At 70.2% G+C, this 16458-nt stretch carries 16 protein-coding genes; 9 read left to right on the top strand and 7 right to left on the bottom strand.

Annotated elements, in window-relative coordinates:
- Nucleotides 1-108 precede the first annotated feature (108 nt).
- From BV453_RS00350 to BV453_RS00330, 5 genes are all read right to left on the bottom strand, one after another.
- A complete protein-coding gene (locus BV453_RS00350; RefSeq protein ID WP_249520579.1) occupies nt 109-456 on the bottom strand; it encodes a hypothetical protein in 348 nt (115 codons plus the stop codon).
- A gap of 162 nt (nt 457-618) precedes the next feature.
- On the bottom strand, nt 619-855 hold the full coding sequence (locus tag BV453_RS00345) for a helix-turn-helix transcriptional regulator (RefSeq protein WP_060922489.1): 237 nt from the start codon (nt 853-855) through the stop codon (nt 619-621).
- On the bottom strand, nt 852-1604 hold the full coding sequence (locus tag BV453_RS00340) for a hypothetical protein (RefSeq protein WP_249520578.1): 753 nt from the start codon (nt 1602-1604) through the stop codon (nt 852-854). The genes BV453_RS00345 and BV453_RS00340 overlap by 4 nt, the downstream gene beginning before the upstream one ends.
- A complete protein-coding gene (locus BV453_RS00335) occupies nt 1604-2239 on the bottom strand; it encodes a hypothetical protein (RefSeq protein ID WP_025105477.1) in 636 nt (211 codons plus the stop codon). Before BV453_RS00335 ends, BV453_RS00340 begins: the two co-directional genes overlap by 1 nt.
- On the bottom strand, nt 2239-2862 hold the full coding sequence (locus BV453_RS00330) for a hypothetical protein (RefSeq protein ID WP_085605977.1): 624 nt from the start codon (nt 2860-2862) through the stop codon (nt 2239-2241). The genes BV453_RS00335 and BV453_RS00330 overlap by 1 nt, the downstream gene beginning before the upstream one ends.
- A 175-nt stretch (nt 2863-3037) precedes the next feature.
- Between BV453_RS00330 and BV453_RS00325 the strand changes: the two genes are divergently transcribed.
- The 4 genes from BV453_RS00325 (at nt 3038) to BV453_RS00310 (ending at nt 7640) form a co-directional block, all read left to right on the top strand.
- Nucleotides 3038-5569, top strand: a complete 2532-nt coding sequence (locus BV453_RS00325; RefSeq protein WP_025105479.1) for an ATP-dependent Clp protease ATP-binding subunit — start codon at nt 3038-3040, stop codon at nt 5567-5569.
- 203 nt (nt 5570-5772) lie between these two features.
- A complete protein-coding gene (locus BV453_RS00320) occupies nt 5773-6273 on the top strand; it encodes an amino-acid N-acetyltransferase (protein ID WP_025105480.1) in 501 nt (166 codons plus the stop codon).
- 61 nt (nt 6274-6334) lie between these two features.
- Complete coding sequence (locus BV453_RS00315) at nt 6335-6979, top strand: hypothetical protein (RefSeq protein ID WP_126894385.1); 645 nt, start codon at nt 6335-6337, stop codon at nt 6977-6979.
- Nucleotides 6980-7220: 241 nt separating this feature from the next.
- Nucleotides 7221-7640 (top strand): hypothetical protein, encoded by a 420-nt coding sequence (locus BV453_RS00310; RefSeq protein ID WP_025105482.1) that lies wholly within the window; start codon nt 7221-7223, stop codon nt 7638-7640.
- An 18-nt stretch (nt 7641-7658) separates the two neighbouring features.
- Here BV453_RS00310 and radA read toward each other — a convergent pair whose 3' ends face one another.
- A complete protein-coding gene (radA, locus tag BV453_RS00305; RefSeq protein ID WP_085605982.1) occupies nt 7659-9026 on the bottom strand; it encodes a DNA repair protein RadA in 1368 nt (455 codons plus the stop codon).
- Between the two features lie 100 nt (nt 9027-9126).
- Between radA and BV453_RS00300 the strand changes: the two genes are divergently transcribed.
- From BV453_RS00300 to cydC, 5 genes are read left to right on the top strand one after another with little or no spacing between them, the layout of a single operon-like run.
- The gene (locus BV453_RS00300) at nt 9127-9801 is read left to right on the top strand and encodes a metalloregulator ArsR/SmtB family transcription factor (protein ID WP_085605984.1); all 675 of its coding nucleotides are present in this window, start codon (nt 9127-9129) and stop codon (nt 9799-9801) included.
- Nucleotides 9788-11203, top strand: coding sequence for a cytochrome ubiquinol oxidase subunit I (locus BV453_RS00295; protein WP_249520577.1), 1416 nt, complete (start codon nt 9788-9790; stop codon nt 11201-11203). The genes BV453_RS00300 and BV453_RS00295 overlap by 14 nt, the downstream gene beginning before the upstream one ends.
- 14 nt (nt 11204-11217) lie before the next feature.
- Nucleotides 11218-12246, top strand: coding sequence for a cytochrome d ubiquinol oxidase subunit II (cydB, locus tag BV453_RS00290; RefSeq protein ID WP_025105486.1), 1029 nt, complete (start codon nt 11218-11220; stop codon nt 12244-12246).
- The gene (cydD, locus tag BV453_RS00285) at nt 12243-13901 is read left to right on the top strand and encodes a thiol reductant ABC exporter subunit CydD (RefSeq protein ID WP_249520576.1); all 1659 of its coding nucleotides are present in this window, start codon (nt 12243-12245) and stop codon (nt 13899-13901) included. Before cydB ends, cydD begins: the two co-directional genes overlap by 4 nt.
- Nucleotides 13898-15565 carry a thiol reductant ABC exporter subunit CydC gene (gene cydC / locus BV453_RS00280; protein WP_249520575.1) on the top strand — a complete coding sequence of 556 codons (1668 nt, stop codon included), beginning with the start codon at nt 13898-13900 and terminating at the stop codon, nt 15563-15565. Before cydD ends, cydC begins: the two co-directional genes overlap by 4 nt.
- A gap of 3 nt (nt 15566-15568) precedes the next feature.
- On the opposite strand, the gene BV453_RS00275 is transcribed toward cydC, so the two are convergent.
- The gene (locus BV453_RS00275) at nt 15569-16351 is read right to left on the bottom strand and encodes a hypothetical protein (protein ID WP_249520574.1); all 783 of its coding nucleotides are present in this window, start codon (nt 16349-16351) and stop codon (nt 15569-15571) included.
- Nucleotides 16352-16458: the final 107 nt, after the last annotated feature.

The raw sequence follows: 16458 nt of genomic DNA, 5'->3' as shown, positions 1-16458 counted from the left end.
TGCACGCCATGAGGCTCAACGCTAGGAGAGCCTGAGAATTCCCTGGGCGGATATGACGAAGGATGACGGCCGCCCTCCCAGGCCGTCATCCTTCGCTGCGTGCCGCCCTCAGGGCGTGACGCAGTCCTGGAGGTTGTCCTGGATGATCTGGGTCGTGAGGGCCTTGTCGGCCTCGTCCCGCTGCTTGTCCTCGCCGTCGGCGATGTAGCCGAGCGTCTCGTCGCTGAGGTCGGAGTCGACCAGGGCTTCGGCCAGGCAGGTGGCGGCGTCGTCGGTCATGGCCTCCTCCTGCGGGGTGCCCTCGAAGACCTTCTGGATGCCGTCGGCGACCTCGTCGACCGAGGGGCGGCTCTCTCCCGCGCAGGCGGCGAGGGAGAAGGCGAGGGCAGCGGCCGGGACGATCGCCAGGAGGCGGAGGCGGAGGCCGCGACGCGAGGGGATGCGGGTGCTGATCATGCGACGACGCTATCCACTCACAGCCGACTCATAGAAGGGGCTTGCAATCCAGCGCGTGACCGTGCTCGCCCTCCCGCCGACCCACCCCTCTTCGTGCGTCCCGGCCCTTTGCGTGCGTCCGCAAGGGGCCGGGGCGCGCGGAAGGGGGTGGGCCGGCAGAAGTCAGCGATCGGCGAGGACGAGGAGGTCGCCGACCTCGCAGTCGAGCGCCTCGCAGATGGCCCGCAGCGTGGAGTAGCGGATCGCGCGGGCGCGGTCGTTCTTCAGCACCGACAGGTTCACGATGCTGACGCCGACGGCGGCGCTCAGCTCCGTCAGCGTCATCCCGCGGGCCGCCAGCAGCTCGTCCAGACGGCAGTGGATGCCCGTGAACTCGTCGTCGCTCTCCGCCGGGCTCACACCAGGCCCTCCGTCTCGCGTTCCAGGGCGGCCCGCTCCTGCTCGACGCGCATGCCCTGACGGAACACCGCGGCGAGGGCGAGGAGGCCGAGCGCCGCGGCGAACGGCAGCGGGGTGACGGTGAGCCAGTAGGTCTGCGGATACCAGGTGCTGTCCGCGGGCAGGGCCTCCCGCAGTCCGGTGGTGGCGGCGATGCCGCTCAGGAGATCGGAGAGGACGCCCAGCACCCCGAACGCGATCGCACCCCCGACGAGCGCGCGGGTCACGGTGCGGGAGAACGCGCGACCGCGAAGGGTGTGGAAGCAGATGAGCGCGAGGACCACCGCGGGGATCGTCGTGAGGGCGAGCGTGCTGAGCTGTGCGGCCACGGCGAGGAGGCGCAGCCCGAGCGACGCGTGGCCCACCGTGAAGTCCGACAGCTCCGTGCCGCTGCAGGTGAGCATGGTCGTCGTGCTGTCGCCGTACTCCGAGCACGGGAGGCTCGAGGGCCAGTCGAGGAAGACGATCGTCCGGCCGTGCAGCTCCGCCCAGTCCACCGCGAACGCCTTGACGACGATGACCACCGCCCCGAGTGCGGAGAGCGTGATCCACCATCCGGACAGCGTGAGAGCCGCGTCGAGGGCGACCGTGCGGCTGCCACGGCGGCGGCTGTTCCAGACGACGAGGGCGACGACGGCCGCACAGACCGCGAGTGCGATCCCGATGTTGAGCAGAGACGGCCAGACGGCCTCCGAGCCGAACGAGATCATCAGACCAGTCCCTCCGTCTCCTTCTCCAGCACGACCTTCTCCTGTTGCAACCGGATGCCGCGACGGAAGGCGACGGCGATGAGGCCGACGGTGACTCCGGTGGCGAAGATCGGCGCGATCGTCCAGAATTCGATCGGGTGCACGGGTTCTCCGTCGCCGATGCCGAGCGCCGCGGTCACGCCGTTGCGTCCCATCGTCTCGAGCATCACGATCGCCATCGGCGCGAGCACCAGTGTCCAGCCGATCACGTCGAAGGCGCGTGCATTGCCCGCCACGAAGAACCGGCCGCGGAGGAAGTTCCAGGCGACGAGCGTGACCGCGCCGATGACGGCGACGGCGGCGAGAGCCCACAGCGCGATGGCGGCGACGATGGCGGCGATCGACACGCCGTTCACTCCCGTCGCGAAGATCATCGCCCTCTGCGCGATGCCCTCGATCGAGATCTGCCCGGAGTCTATGGTCGCCGAGATCGGCTGTTCGTCGATGGGGATCGTCCACGCGATCCCGGCGTCCCGGAAGGTGCTGCCCACGCGGAGCGTCGTCGCGAGGCCGACGGTAACGAGGGCCGCCGCCGCATAGAGGATGACGGTGATCGCATCGGCCCGCTCGGAGCGGGTGGCGGTGACGGCGGCCATCAGACCAGTCCCTCCGTGTCGCGCTGCAGACGGCGGCCGATGGTGAAGACGCCTGCCACGAGAGCCAGGGCGAACGCCCACCCCACGGGTGCGAGATCGAACTCCATGAGCAGCGTCCACAGCACGTCCTCGACCGCGGGGTCGGTCGCGGCGAGATCCTTCACGATCTCGGCCCGCCCGATGCCGCCGGCGAGCTGCCCGAACAGGGTGCCCGCCATCAGCAGGCAGGCGGCGACGGCGAACATCCACCCGAGGGAGGCGCGGAACGGGCGGGAGCGGATGAGGGAGACGCCGAGCCACCAGACCACCGCGCACAGCGCCACGGTGGCGAGCGCGGGGAGCGCCGTCTCGAGCAGCAGCAGCCAGCGGGCGCTCGTCGGCGGCGCGGTGAGCGTGACGAGGGCGGAGTCGACGGTGGCGCCTTCGACACCGGCCACGCCGTCGAGGGCGGAGAGGTCGACGTCGTGCACCGGCATCGCGACCGTGGGCGAGGGGGAGAACAGGGCACCGGCGGCCTGGGCGACGGCGACGATGGCGCCGATCCCGACGCTGACCGCACCGGTGGCGATGAGCCCGAGCGCGATGCCGTCGGCGAGCGAAGGGCGTCTTTCCGTGGCGAGCATGAGCTCCTCCTGAGAGTCAGGGTTTATCGACTTTCGTTAACATAACGACTGTCGATAAACCCGTCAAGGCCTCGCTATGCCCACGGCGAACACGGGCATACCCGCCATTTCTGGTCGTTACTCTCGATGTACAAGCGCTTCATGCGTCTTCGCCCCGTGCGAATAAGGAGTCAACATGTTCGAGAGATTCACGGACCGAGCCCGTCGAGTGGTCGTCCTCGCCCAAGAAGAGGCGAAGATGCTCAACCACAACTACATCGGCACCGAGCACATCCTGCTCGGCCTCATCCACGAGGGCGAGGGCGTCGCAGCCAAGGCGCTGGAGTCGCTCGGCATCTCCCTCGACGCCGTGCGCGAGCAGGTGCAGGACATCATCGGCCAGGGTCAGCAGCAGCCGACCGGGCACATCCCGTTCACGCCGCGCGCCAAGAAGGTGCTCGAGCTGAGCCTCCGCGAGGCCCTGCAGCTCGGTCACAACTACATCGGCACCGAGCACATCCTCCTCGGCCTCATCCGCGAGGGTGAGGGCGTGGCCGCTCAGGTGCTCGTCAAGCTGGGCGCCGACCTCAACAAGGTGCGGCAGCAGGTCATCCAGCTGCTCTCCGGCGCCCCGGGCCGCGAGCCCGCGTCCGTCGGCGCGCAGTCCAACGACACCCCGTCGGGTGCGCAGGGCGGCTCGCAGGTGCTCGACCAGTTCGGTCGCAACCTCACGCAGGCCGCGCGCGACAACAAGCTCGACCCGGTGATCGGGCGCGAGAAGGAGGCGGAGCGGGTCATGCAGATCCTCTCCCGCCGTTCCAAGAACAACCCCGTCCTGATCGGCGAGCCCGGCGTCGGCAAGACCGCCGTCGTCGAGGGCCTCGCCCAGGCGATCGTCAAGGGCGATGTGCCCGAGACGCTGAAGGACAAGCAGCTCTACTCGCTCGACCTCGGCTCGCTCATCGCCGGTTCCCGCTACCGCGGCGACTTCGAGGAGCGTCTGAAGAAGGTCACCAAGGAGATCCGCACGCGCGGCGACATCATCGTCTTCATCGACGAGATCCACACCCTCGTGGGTGCGGGTGCCGCCGAGGGCGCGATCGACGCGGCCAGCATCCTCAAGCCGCTGCTCGCCCGCGGTGAGCTCCAGACCATCGGTGCCACCACGCTCGACGAGTACCGCAAGCACTTCGAGAAGGACGCCGCGCTCGAGCGCCGCTTCCAGCCGGTGCAGGTGAACGAGCCGACGCTGCCGCACGCGATCAACATCCTCAAGGGTCTGCGCGACCGGTACGAGGCGCACCACAAGGTGCAGATCACCGACGGCGCGATCGTGGCCGCGGCGAACCTCGCCGACCGCTACGTCTCCGACCGCTTCCTCCCGGACAAGGCCATCGACCTGATCGACGAGGCCGGCGCGCGCCTGCGTCTGTCGATCCTGTCCAGCCCGCCCGAGCTGCGCGAGTTCGACGAGAAGATCGCCGCCGTGCGCGAGCAGAAGGAGATCGCCTCCGAGGAGCAGGACTTCGAGAAGGCCGCCTCCCTGCGCGATGAGGAGAAGAGCCTCCTCGCCGAGCGGCTGCGTCTCGAGAAGCAGTGGCGTGCGGGCGACGTCGCGACCCAGGCTGTCGTCGACGAGGGCCTGATCGCCGAGGTGCTCGCTCAGGCGACCGGCATCCCCGTGTTCAAGCTGACGGAGGAGGAGTCCAGCCGACTCGTCTTCATGGAGAAGGCGCTGCACCAGCGCGTCATCGGTCAGGAGGAGGCCATCGCGGCGCTCTCCAAGACCATCCGTCGTCAGCGTGCCGGCCTCAAGGACCCGAAGCGTCCCTCGGGCTCGTTCATCTTCGCCGGCCCCACGGGCGTCGGAAAGACCGAGCTCGCCAAGGCGCTCGCGGAGTTCCTCTTCGACGACGAGGCCGCGCTCATCTCGCTCGACATGAGCGAGTTCGGCGAGAAGCACACCGTCTCGCGGCTGTTCGGTGCCCCTCCCGGGTTCGTCGGCTTCGAAGAGGGTGGCCAGCTCACCGAGAAGGTGCGGCGCAAGCCGTTCAGCGTGGTCCTCTTCGACGAGATCGAGAAGGCGCACCCGGACATCTTCAACTCGCTGCTGCAGATCCTGGAAGAGGGTCGCCTCACCGACGGTCAGGGTCGGATCGTGGACTTCAAGAACACGGTCATCATCATGACCACGAACCTCGGTGCGCGCGACATCGCCGGCGGCCCCGTCGGCTTCCAGATCGAGGGCAACAACGCCACGAGCTACGAGCGGATGAAGGGCAAGGTCAACGAGGAGCTCAAGCGGCACTTCAAGCCCGAGTTCCTCAACCGCGTCGACGACATCATCGTCTTCCCGCAGCTGAGCAAGGACGAGCTGGTGCAGATCGTGGACCTGTTCACGAAGCGCCTCGGCGAGCGTCTGCTCGACCGCGACATGACGATCGAGCTGTCGCAGTCCGCCAAGGAGCGTCTGATCGAGATCGGCTTCGACCCGGCCCTGGGTGCCCGTCCGCTGCGTCGCGCGATGCAGCACGAGATCGAGGACCGTCTGTCGGAGAAGATCCTGCACGGCGAGCTCGACTCGGGCGACCACGTGAAGGTCGATGCGAAGGACGGGGAGTTCCTGTTCGAGCACGGCCCGCGCGGGGAGAAGGTCGCGGTCGGCGTCAACACCGGCGGCGGCGCGATCTCCGGCACGCCCGACCTGGCGATCACCGGCAACGACTGATCCTCGACACGATCACCCGAAGGGGCGGATGCGACAGCATCCGCCCCTTCGTCGTCCCCACTCCGCCCTCGCTCCGGGCATGACTTCGGAGACGACAGTCGACACGCGGGGCGACGCCCCGGGGCGCCGGGGTGTCGCCCGGGATCTCCGAAGCTGTGCCGCGTCTGAGAGCCGACGGGAGGAGCGGGTCCTAGGCTGGTCGGGTGAGCGCGTACATCGTCCGGCCGGCCCGCAGCGCCGACATCGTCAGCATCCGGAACCTGCTCCAGCCGATGGTGGAGCAGCGCATCCTGCTCGGCAAGGATCTCGCCGTGCTCTACGGCGCCGTGCAGGAGTTCGTCGTCGCCGAGGCGGACGGGGAGCTGATCGGCTGCGGGGCTCTGCACGTGATCTGGGAAGACCTCGGCGAGGTGCGCACCCTGCTCGTCCGCGACGACTGGCTCCACCACGGCGTCGGTCGGGCGATCGTCGAGCGGCTCGAGGAGAACGCGCGGTCGCTCGGGCTCACCCGCCTGTTCTGCCTCACGTTCGAGGTCGACTTCTTCGGGCGTCGCGGCTTCACCCCGATCGGGGAGCAGGTCGTCGATCCGGACGTGTACTCGCAGCTCCTGCGCAGCGGCGACGCCGGCGTCGAGGAGTTCCTCGACCTCGCGCATGTGAAGCCGAACACGCTCGGCAACACGCGCATGCTCAAGGTGCTCTGAGCCCCGGACCACCGCCTCGCGCCTCCCAGGGGCGCGGACGGGGATCGCTTAACCTGGAGGCATGCCCCGTCACTCCGCCGCCGTGTACCGTCGTCGGCGTCTGGCGGTACTGCTCGGGCTGATCCTCGTCCTCGCGATCGTCGGCGCGTCCGTCTGGCTCCTCATCGCCCGGCCGTGGGCGTCCACGGGGGCGCAGGAGCCGGCACCCGCACCGACCTCCTCCGCCTCCTCGGGGCCCACACCGTCCGGATCGGCCTCGCCCGCCCCCTCGCCGTCGGCGGATGCCACTCCGGCCGTCGTCCCCTGCGAGGCGAAGGACATCGAGGTCACGGCCGTCACGGATGCGGAGTCCTATCCCGACGGCGCTCTGCCGAAGCTCTCCATCTCCCTGACCAACAAGGGCACGAAGGACTGCACGATCGACGTGGGTTCCACGACCCAGGTGTTCACGATCTCCAGCGGCTCGGACGAGTGGTGGCGCTCGACGGACTGCCAGGAGAACCCCAGCAGCATGATCGCCACGCTCACCGCCGGGTCCACCGTGGTGAGCAAGGAGCCGGTCGTCTGGGACCGCACCCGGTCCAGTGTCGAGACCTGCGCACAGGAGAACCGTCAGCGTGCTCCCGGCGGTGGCGCCTCGTATCACGTGGGCGTCTCGATCGGCGGGTTCCCCAGCGCCACGACCACCCAGATCCTCCTGTTCTGAGCGCGCGACGGGCACTTGTGCTGACAGGGCCCGGTCTTTGGGATACCATAGAGGTGACTCTCCCGCTATGCGGCAACATGCCATCCCCAGTGGCGTCGAATTACAGCGTCCCCAGCGCTTCGACACCGCCGCTCGAGAGTCCGAGGGCCCTCTCGAGTACCCCAGTCCCCAATGGAGGACTCGAGAGGGCCCCAATCTTTCCCCGGCGCCGCCGCGCCGCCCCGATGCCTAAGCTGGAGGCATGGCAGCGAAGAAGGCGAAGTCCGGGAAGAGCGCGAAGAAGAAGCCGGCGCCCGAGGACTTCCGGTCCGAGGCTCTGGCGCTCGCCCTCGAGAAGCAGGACGTCGCCGCGGTGGCCCTCGCGCTGCGGCACGGCACCACCGTCGTCCCGCTCATCAAGCCGGGAGCGCGCGACAATCCGCTCGACAGCGGCGAGGTGTGGACCTATCGGGACCCGAACTCGGGTGACCTCGCCCTGCTGCTCTTCAGCGACGCGAAGAACAAGCCCGCCAACCTGCCGCCCGGGGTCGGCATCTACGACGCCGCCTGGCTGCGCGCGTTCCTCTCCGCCCACCCGATCACGACCGTGTTCCTCGACATCGCCGGGCCTCACCCGATGCAGGCCGACCCGGTGGAGCTGCTCAAGGCGCTCGACGCCTGACCCGGGCGCCCCTCCGACTCAGAACGGCGGGATGTCGCGGTCGGGGCGACGGGCGCTGTTCCGCGCCCTGACGTCGCCCAGCGCCGCGCGCAGGGTCTTCGAGCGGTCGTCCACCACCTGCTCGTAGCCGAGCCGGGCGGCCTCGGAGCGCCGCTGCGCCGCCTGCGTCACCGGCCGCACCTCGCCCGCGAGGCTGAGCTCGCCGACGGCGGCGACCGTGCGCGGCACCGAGATCATCTGGATGGACCCGGCGACGGCGATCGCGATGGCGAGATCGGCGGCGGGCTCCGTGAACCGCACCCCGCCCACCGTGGACACGTAGACGTCGAGGCTGCCGGTGGGCACGCCCGCCCGGCGCTCGAGGATCGCCAGCACCATGGCCACCCGCGAGGAGTCCAGGCCGTGCACGATGCGCCGGGGGTTCGGGGCGTTGCTCGGCACGGTGAGCGCCTGCACCTCGACGGGGAGGGCGCGACGGCCCTCGAGGGAGATGGCGACGCAGGTACCCGGCTCGGAGGCGCCCTGCGACAGGAACAGGCCGGAGGGGTCGGGCACCTCGGCGATGCCGTCTCCGGTCATCTCGAAGCAGCCGACCTCGTCGGTGGGGCCGAAGCGGTTCTTGAGGGCACGGATGAAGCGCAGCGAGGTCTGCCGGTCGCCCTCGAAGTGGCACACGACGTCGACGAGGTGCTCCAGCACCCGGGGTCCCGCCACCTGACCGTCCTTGGTCACATGCCCGACGATGATGATCGGCAGATCGCGCTCCTTCGCCACCCGGATCAGGGTCGCGGCGACCTCCCGCACCTGGCTGGGCTGACCGGCCGCGCCGTCGGTGAGCGACGACGACACGGTCTGCACGGAGTCGACGATGACGAGCTGCGGCTGCACCTCGTCGATGTGGCCGAGGATCGTGGCGAGGTCGGTCTCGCTCGCGAGGTAGAGCTCGTCGTGCAGGGCGCCCGTCCGCTCCGCTCGCAGGCGCACCTGGGCCGGCGACTCCTCGGCGCTGGCGTAGAGCACCCGTCGCCCGCTCCGCGCGGCCTGCGCGGCGACCTCGAGCAGCAGGGTGGACTTGCCGACGCCGGGCTCGCCGCTGAGGAGGATCGCGGCTCCCGGCACGATGCCGCCGCCGAGCACCCGGTCGAACTCGCCGACCCCACTCGTGCGGCGCGGCGCGTCCTGCGTCGTGATCTGCGTGATCGGCCGCGCCGCGCGATCGGCGGTCGGTGCGAGCGCGTTCACGCGACGGAGGATCCCGGTCTGCGCGGCCTGCTCCTGGACCGTGCCCCACTGCTGGCACTCCCCGCAGCGGCCCACCCACTTGGCCGTCGTCCACCCGCACTCGGTGCAGACGTACGCGGGGGGAGCGGGTTTCCGGGTGGCCATGCCCCCAGGCTATCGGCGGGATCAGACATCCCTATCGACCAGGCGATTATTCACGGCCCGCTTCCCCCGGCGGCCCCCGGCCCCGGCCGATAATTGAGACATGTCCAACGGCGGGTCCGTCTGCGGGCCGATCTCCAGCTACTCCCGGGTGCGCATCCTGCACCTCCTCTTCGAGGCCGGGCACTCCGGCGCCTCCGGAGAACTCGCGATCGGCGACCTGTGCGAGGCCACCGGCCTCCACCCGAACACCGTGCGCGAGCACCTGCAGCGGCTCATCGAGGGCGGCTACGTCATCCCGACCGTGGAGCACCGCACCACCCGGGGGCGCCCTCGGACGCTGTACCGCGCCGCCACCGGGGCCCCGGACGCCTCCAGTCCGGTCGCGCGGAACAAGGCCAAGGCCGCCGCCCGTCGCGGCGACCTGCTCCGCAGCGTCCTCCCCGGCACCGGGACCGCCCTCGGCAAGGACGCCACCTACCAGCTCGACGCCCTCGTCGAGCACCTGGAGGAGAGCGGCTTCGAGCCGGTCGTGGACGACCGCGGTCTGACCGTCGACCTGAGTCCGTGCCCGCACGCGGCCGGCCGGCCGGAGGACCGCCCGATGCTGTGCCAGGTGCATCTCGGGCTGATGCAGGGCATCCTTGCAGAAGCGGGGGGTCCGCTCGAAGCCGAGTGCGTGCGCGAGGCCGCGCAGCCCTCCGAATGCACCGTGCAGCTGCGCGACACCGCCGCGCAGGCGTCGAACAGAACGGGAGTCGCTCATGGAATGGCTTGATCCGCTCGCCCTGGCCCGATGGCAGTTCGGCCTGACGACCGTCTACCACTACCTCTTCGTCCCGCTGACGATCGGCATGGCGCTGGTCGCCGCCATCTTCCAGACCGCGTGGGTGCGTACCGGCAAGGTGCAGTACCTGCACCTCACCCGCTTCTTCGGCAAGATCTTCCTCATCAACTTCGCGATGGGCGTCGTCACCGGCATCGTGCAGGAGTTCCAGTTCGGCATGAACTGGTCGGACTACTCGCGCTTCGTCGGCGACGTCTTCGGCGCCCCGCTCGCCTTCGAGGGCCTGCTGGCGTTCTTCTTCGAGGCGACCTTCATCGGCCTCTGGATCTTCGGCTGGGACAAGCTCCCGCAGAAGATCCACCTGGCCACCATCTGGTGCGTCTCGATCGGCAGCATCCTGTCGGCGTACTTCATCATCGCCGCCAATGCGTTCATGCAGAACCCGGTCGGCTACACGTACAACGAGGTGACCAACCGCGCCGAGCTCACCGACTTCTGGGCGCTGCTGACGAACCCCGTCGCCCTCGCCGCGTTCCCGCACACCATCTTCGGCGCGCTCATGTTCGCCGCGGGTGTCGTCATCTCGGTGTCCGCCTGGCACCTGGCCCGCGGGCAGCACTTCGACACCATGCGCGTCTCGCTGAAGTTCGGCCTCTGGGCGATGATCTTCTCCACCGCGGGCGTCGTGCTCACGGGCGACCAGCTCGGTCTGGCGATGTACGCCGCACAGCCGATGAAGATGGCCGCCGCCGAGGCGACGTTCAACACCGTCTGCGGCGCCGATGCCTCCTTCAGCATCTTCACGCTGGGCACGCCGGACGGAAGCTCGGAGCTGTTCTCGATCCGGGTGCCGTACCTGCTGTCGCTGCTGTCGACCCACACGCTCGACGCCTGTGTGCACGGCATCAACGACCTGAACGCCGAGTACGCCCAGACGTATGCGAGCACCGGTCTCACCGACTTCGCCCCTGTCCTGTGGATCACCTACTGGTCGTTCCGCTGGATGATCGGCCTCGGCATGGCCGCCGCCCTCGTCGCCGTCGCCGGCCTCTGGGTCACCCGCAAGAAGGCCACCAAGCCGGTCGCGCCGTGGATGTGGAAGGTCGCGATCTGGTCGTTCCCGCTCGCGCTCGCCGCCAACATCATGGGCTGGGTGTTCACCGAGATGGGTCGACAGCCCTGGATCGTGTTCGGTCTGATGTCCACCCGCGACGGCGTCTCGCCCGGCGTGAGCGGACTCGAGGTCCTGATCTCGCTGATCGCCTTCACCGCGATCTACGCCGCGCTGGCCGTGGTCGAGGTCCGGCTGATCGTCAAGGCCGCCCAGAAGGGGCCGGACACCGACGAAAAGCCCCATGAGGAGACGGCTCAGCTGCCGTCGGTCGTGTACTGAGAGGAACGAGCATCATGGATCTCGCAACGATCTGGTTCTGGGTGGTCGCCTTCCTGTTCGTCGGCTACTTCGTCCTCGACGGGTTCGACTTCGGTGTCGGCATGTCGCTGCCGTTCCTCGGCAAGAACGACGTGTCGCGCCGACAGGTCATCAACACGATCGGTCCCGTGTGGGACCTCAACGAGACGTGGGTCATCGTGGCCGGGGCCTCGCTCTTCGCCTCGTTCCCCGAGTGGTACGCCACGCTGTTCAGCGGGTTCTACCTGCCGCTGCTGCTCATCCTGCTCGCGCTCATCCTCCGCGGCGTCTCGTTCGAGTACCGCCATCAGCGGGAGAGCAGGAAGTGGAAGCAGGGCTTCGACCGGATGATCGTCATCGGCTCGGTCGTCCCGGCACTGCTCTGGGGCGTCGCCTTCGGCAACATCGTGCAGGGGGTGGCGATCGATGAGAACCACATCTACGTCGGCGGCTTCTTCTCGCTGCTCAACCCGTACGCGCTGCTGGTCGGCGTGACGACCCTGCTGCTCTTCTTCCTGCACGGCGTGCTGTTCGTCGCGCTGAAGACGGACGGCCAGGTGCACGAGGACGCGCAGAAGCTCGCGAAGAAGGCCGCCATCCCGACGATCCTCGTCGCCGCCGCGACGGTGATCTGGACGGTCGCGATCGCGATGGGCCGGGAGGCTCCGCTGCTGTGGCTCGTCATCGGAGCCGGTGCGCTCGCGGCGGTCAGCCTGATCGCGGCAGTCGGCTTCTCGCTCGTCCGCCGCGACGGGTGGGCGTTCTTCGCCGGCATGCTCACGGTCATGTTCGCCGTCGTCATGCTGTTCTCCGCCCTGTTCCCGTTCGTGATGCCGTCGACCATCGATCCGGCGTACAGTCTCACGATCGCCAACGCGTCCAGCACTCCGTATACGCTGCAGATCATGAGCTGGACCGCGCTGATCGCCCTCCCGCTGGTCATCGCGTACCAGACCTGGACCTACTGGGTGTTCCGCAAGCGCGTCACCCGCCGGTCGATCGAGGGGGCTCCGGCGCACGCGTGAAACCCGTCGATCCGAGGCTGCTCCGATACGCGGCCGCCGCCCGGGGATTCCTCCTGGCGTCGGCCGCGATCGGCGTCTTCCAGACCGCGGTGACGATCGCCTTCGCGTGGCTCCTCACCGAAGCGGTCGTGGGGGCGATCGCGGGGCGCGACGTCACCGTGACCCTGCTCTGGCTGCTCGGGGCCGCCCTCCTTCGGGGTCTGCTCATCGCCGCCTCCGACGCCGCGGGCACGCAGGCCGCCGACCGGACCGGGATGCAGCTGCGGGCCGCGCTCGTCGCGGCCGTCGGACGCCTCGGCCCCGGGTGGCTCGCGCAGCGGAATCAGACGCAGATCGCCGTCACCGCCGGTCACGGCCTGGAAGCCCTGGACGCGTACTTCGCGCGGTACATCCCGCAGCTCGTGCTCACCGTCATCGCGACGCCGGTGCTCGTCGCGGTCATGTGGTGGCAGGACTGGCCGAGCGGACTCACCGCCGTCATCACCCTGCCGCTCATCCCGCTCTTCCTCATCCTCATCGGCATCGCGACCCGCACGGTGCAGAAGAAGCAGTGGCAGACGCTGCAGCACCTCGCCGCCCGCTTCGCCGACACGGTGCAGGGGCTGTCGACGCTGCGGCTGTTCGGCCGGGACCGTCGGGCGGCCGACCGCATCGAGGTGACCGCCGACGAGTACCGTCGCGAGACCATGAAGGTGTTGCGGTTCTCGTTCCTGTCGGGGTTCGCGATGGAGCTGCTGTCGTCGCTCGCGGTCGCGCTCATCGCGGTCGCGGTCGGGTTCCGGCTGCTTTCGGGCGATCTGAGCCTGGAGGTCGGGCTCTTCGTGCTGCTGCTCGCCCCGGAGGCCTTCCTCCCCATCCGTCAGGTAGGCGTGCAGTTCCACGCGGCGGCCGAGGGCGTCGCGGCCACGGAAGACGTGTTCGACGTGCTGGATGCGGCGCGCGACCGGGACCGGGGCGGCGTGCGCCCGCACGACCTCGGCACGGATGCACGACCGAACCCCGTGGACTCGTCCGGCAGCCGGGCCGACGTCGTGCAGGCGGGACGGGAACTCGTGGTCGAGGGGCTCCGCGTGCGAGACCTTCCGCCGGTGTCCTTCGTCGCGGAGCCGGGGACGGTGACCCTGATCGAGGGGCCGAGCGGCTCCGGGAAGTCGAGTCTGCTCGCCGCTCTCCGCGGGGCGGTGGACTCCACGGGCACGGCGACCTGGGACGGACGGGACGTCGCCGAGCTCGCACCGTCCGACTGGCTCGCCTGGGCCGGGCAGACGCCGGGGCTGATGCGCGGCACGGTCGCGGAGAACGTCGCCCTCGGGGATGCCGCTCCCGACCTCGCCCGTGTGCGCCGGGCGCTTGACGCCGCGTGCGCCGAGGGCATCGACGCCGACCGCGTGCTGGGTGTGCAGGGCGCAGGGCTGTCGGGCGGACAGGCGCAGCGCGTCGCGGTGGCCAGGGCGCTGTACCGCCACGACGGAATGCCGGAGCGGATGCTCGCGCTCGATGAGCCCTCCAGCGCCCTCGACGTCGACACCGAGGAGCGGCTGTGGCGGTCGCTGCGCGCGCGAGCGGATGCCGGCGCCACCGTCCTGCTCGTCTCGCACCGCCGCTCGGCCAGGGACATCGCCGACCGGATCGTGGCGCTGGGGGTGAGTGCATGAGCGAGACGATCCGCAGCGACCGGGTCCGGGAGGTGCTCCGGCTCGCGCAGCCACCGTTCCGCCGCTTCCTCCCCGGGCTGATCTGGGGCGTGCTGTCGGCGGCCGCCGCCGTGAGCCTCCTCGCGGTGAGCGGCTGGCTGATCGTGAGCGCGTCGATCGTCGACTCCCTCGTGCCGCTGTCCATCGCGGTCGTCGGGGTGCGGTTCTTCGCCGTGACCAGGGCCGTCACGCGGTACCTCGAGCGGCTGAGCGGTCACGACGCCGCGCTCCGACAGCTCGCCACGACCCGGTCCGACATGGTGCGCCGCCTCATCCCGCTCTCGCCGGCGGGGCTCGGCGCGACGGACCGCGGCCAGGTGCTCGCGGCCCTCGTCGACGACGTCGAGAACCTGCAGAACCTCCCGCTCCGGGTCGTGCAGCCGCTCGCCGTCTCGGGCGTGGTCGCCCTCGGCGCCGTCGGCTTCCTCGCCTTCGTCTCGCCGCCGGCCGCGCTGACCCTCGCCGTCTGCCTCCTCGTCGCCGCGCTCGCCGCCGTCGGGCTGGGCTGGATCTTCGGCTCCCGCGCGGAGGCCGCGGTGTCGGCGCGTCGGGCCGAGGTGTCCGCCGCCCTCGTCGACTACTTCGGCAGCCTCGACGTGCTGCTCGCGTTCGGCGCGGAGGCGCAGGCCCGAGAGCGGATCCGTGTCGCGGATGCCGCCCTGCGTCGGGTCGTCGGTCGGGCGTCGCTGGCGCAGGCCGTCGCGGCCGGAGTGGTCTCGCTGATGGCCGGCGCCGCCTCGGTGTGGGCGCTGGCGGTGGCAGCCCCGGGCCTCGCCACGGGAGCCATCGACGCCCCGTGGCTCGCGGTCGCGGTGCTCGTGCCGATGGTCGTGTTCGAGGTGTTCGGCGCCGTGCCGATCGCGGCGGCCTCGTGGCGGAGCGTCCGCGCGAGCGCGGAGCGCATCGTGGACGTGCTGCCCGAACAGATGCCGCCGGAGCTGCGGACCGACGCGGGGGAGGACGTCGCGGTCGACGGCGTCCCCGCGCTCACGCTGCGGGGAGCCACGGCGCACTGGCCCGGAGGGGCGGCGGCGCTGACCGGGGTGGACCTCGACCTCGCGCCGGGTGAGCGGGTGCTCGTCTCCGGGGCGAGCGGGGCGGGCAAGAGCTCGCTGGCGGCTGCGCTCGTAGGCTTCCTCCGCGTGGACGGCGAATACCGGATCGGCGATCTCGACGCGGCGGCGCTGTCCGGGCCCTCGCTGCGCCGCGTCGTCGGTCTGTGCGAGCAGCAGCCGCAGCTCTTCGACGAGGACGTGCGGCAGAACCTCCTCTTCGCCAGGGACACGGCCACCGACGAAGAACTCCTCGCCGTGCTCGACCGTGTGGGACTCGCGGCGTGGGTGCGCGAGCGCGGAGGGCTCGATGCGCGGGTGGGCGACCGCGGTGCGCTGGTGTCCGGCGGCCAGGCGCAGCGGATCGCTCTGGCTCGCGCGCTGCTCCGTGGCTTCCCGGTGCTCGTGCTGGACGAGCCGACGGCGGGCGTCGACCCCGAGGCCTCGGACGCTCTCCTGCGCGACCTGCTGCAGGCGACGGGGGAGCAGTCGGTGCTGCTCATCTCGCACGTGGCGCCGCCCGCGGGGACGGTCGACCGGGTCGTGCGGATCGAGGGCGGCCGGACGGTCTGAGCCTCAGCCGACGAGGTTCATGTCGGCGGGCGGCTCCATCACGATGCCCTGCGCCTCGAACGCGCGACGGCGCTCCTCGATCCGACGGTGCATCTCGACCTGGGCCTCGTCCACCACACGCGGGTCGAGGTCGACCGTCGGCGGATGCGGGTCGCCGTGGTGCGCGGCGATGTATGCGTCGAGCTCAGGGCCGCTGGTCCAGGAGGTGATGAGCGCATACCGGGGCCTTGTCCCGCGATGCCACACGGCATGCCAGAAGCGCTGCGTGTCGACGATGATCCGGGAGCCGGCGCGCAGCGGCAGCCGGACCTCGGTGGCCGGGTCGAACCGGTCGGAGCGGAGGATGAGCATCGAGTCGGTGTCGTCGGTGAGGTTGTAGTACCCGCGGACCACCCAGCCCGTGCCCGGCTCGTTGAGGCGGTTGTTGTCGTCCTGGTGCAGGTTGTAGATCGCGTCGGCGTAGTCGTTCGGCTGGAGCTCGATGACCCGGCAGCGGCCGACGCCGGCGCCAGGGGCCAGGGCACGGCGCTGCAGGGTCGGGGCGATCGCGACCTGTGAGGGAATCCAGACGCCGTCCTTGTCGGTGCGCGGCGGCGTGTGGTTCCAGAAGCCGTTGCAGTCGATCTCGCCCGCGTAGCTGGTCAGGGGTGCGAAGCGGGTGATGCCGGAGGAGCGCCAGCCGACGTACTCGAGGTCCTGCCACTCGGACGGGTCCACCGGGGTGGTCTCGTCGTCGAGGACCACGTATCCGGTCTCGGCGAGCGCCGCAGACGTGATGAATCCCATGCTGCTTGCATCCTTCCCGTCGTTCTGCCCCCGGAGGCGGCGGGTTCTTAGGCAATCCTAATCCCGACCTCCCCTCGCCGACCCACCCCCTTGCGTGTGTCCCACCC

Origin of the sequence: Microbacterium sp. ER1, assembly GCF_023383675.1 — a bacterium.
Taxonomy (GTDB): Bacteria; Actinomycetota; Actinomycetes; order Actinomycetales; family Microbacteriaceae; genus Microbacterium.
The sequence above is the reverse complement of the archived record's forward strand: the minus strand, read 5'-3'. Positions and strand labels throughout refer to the sequence as shown.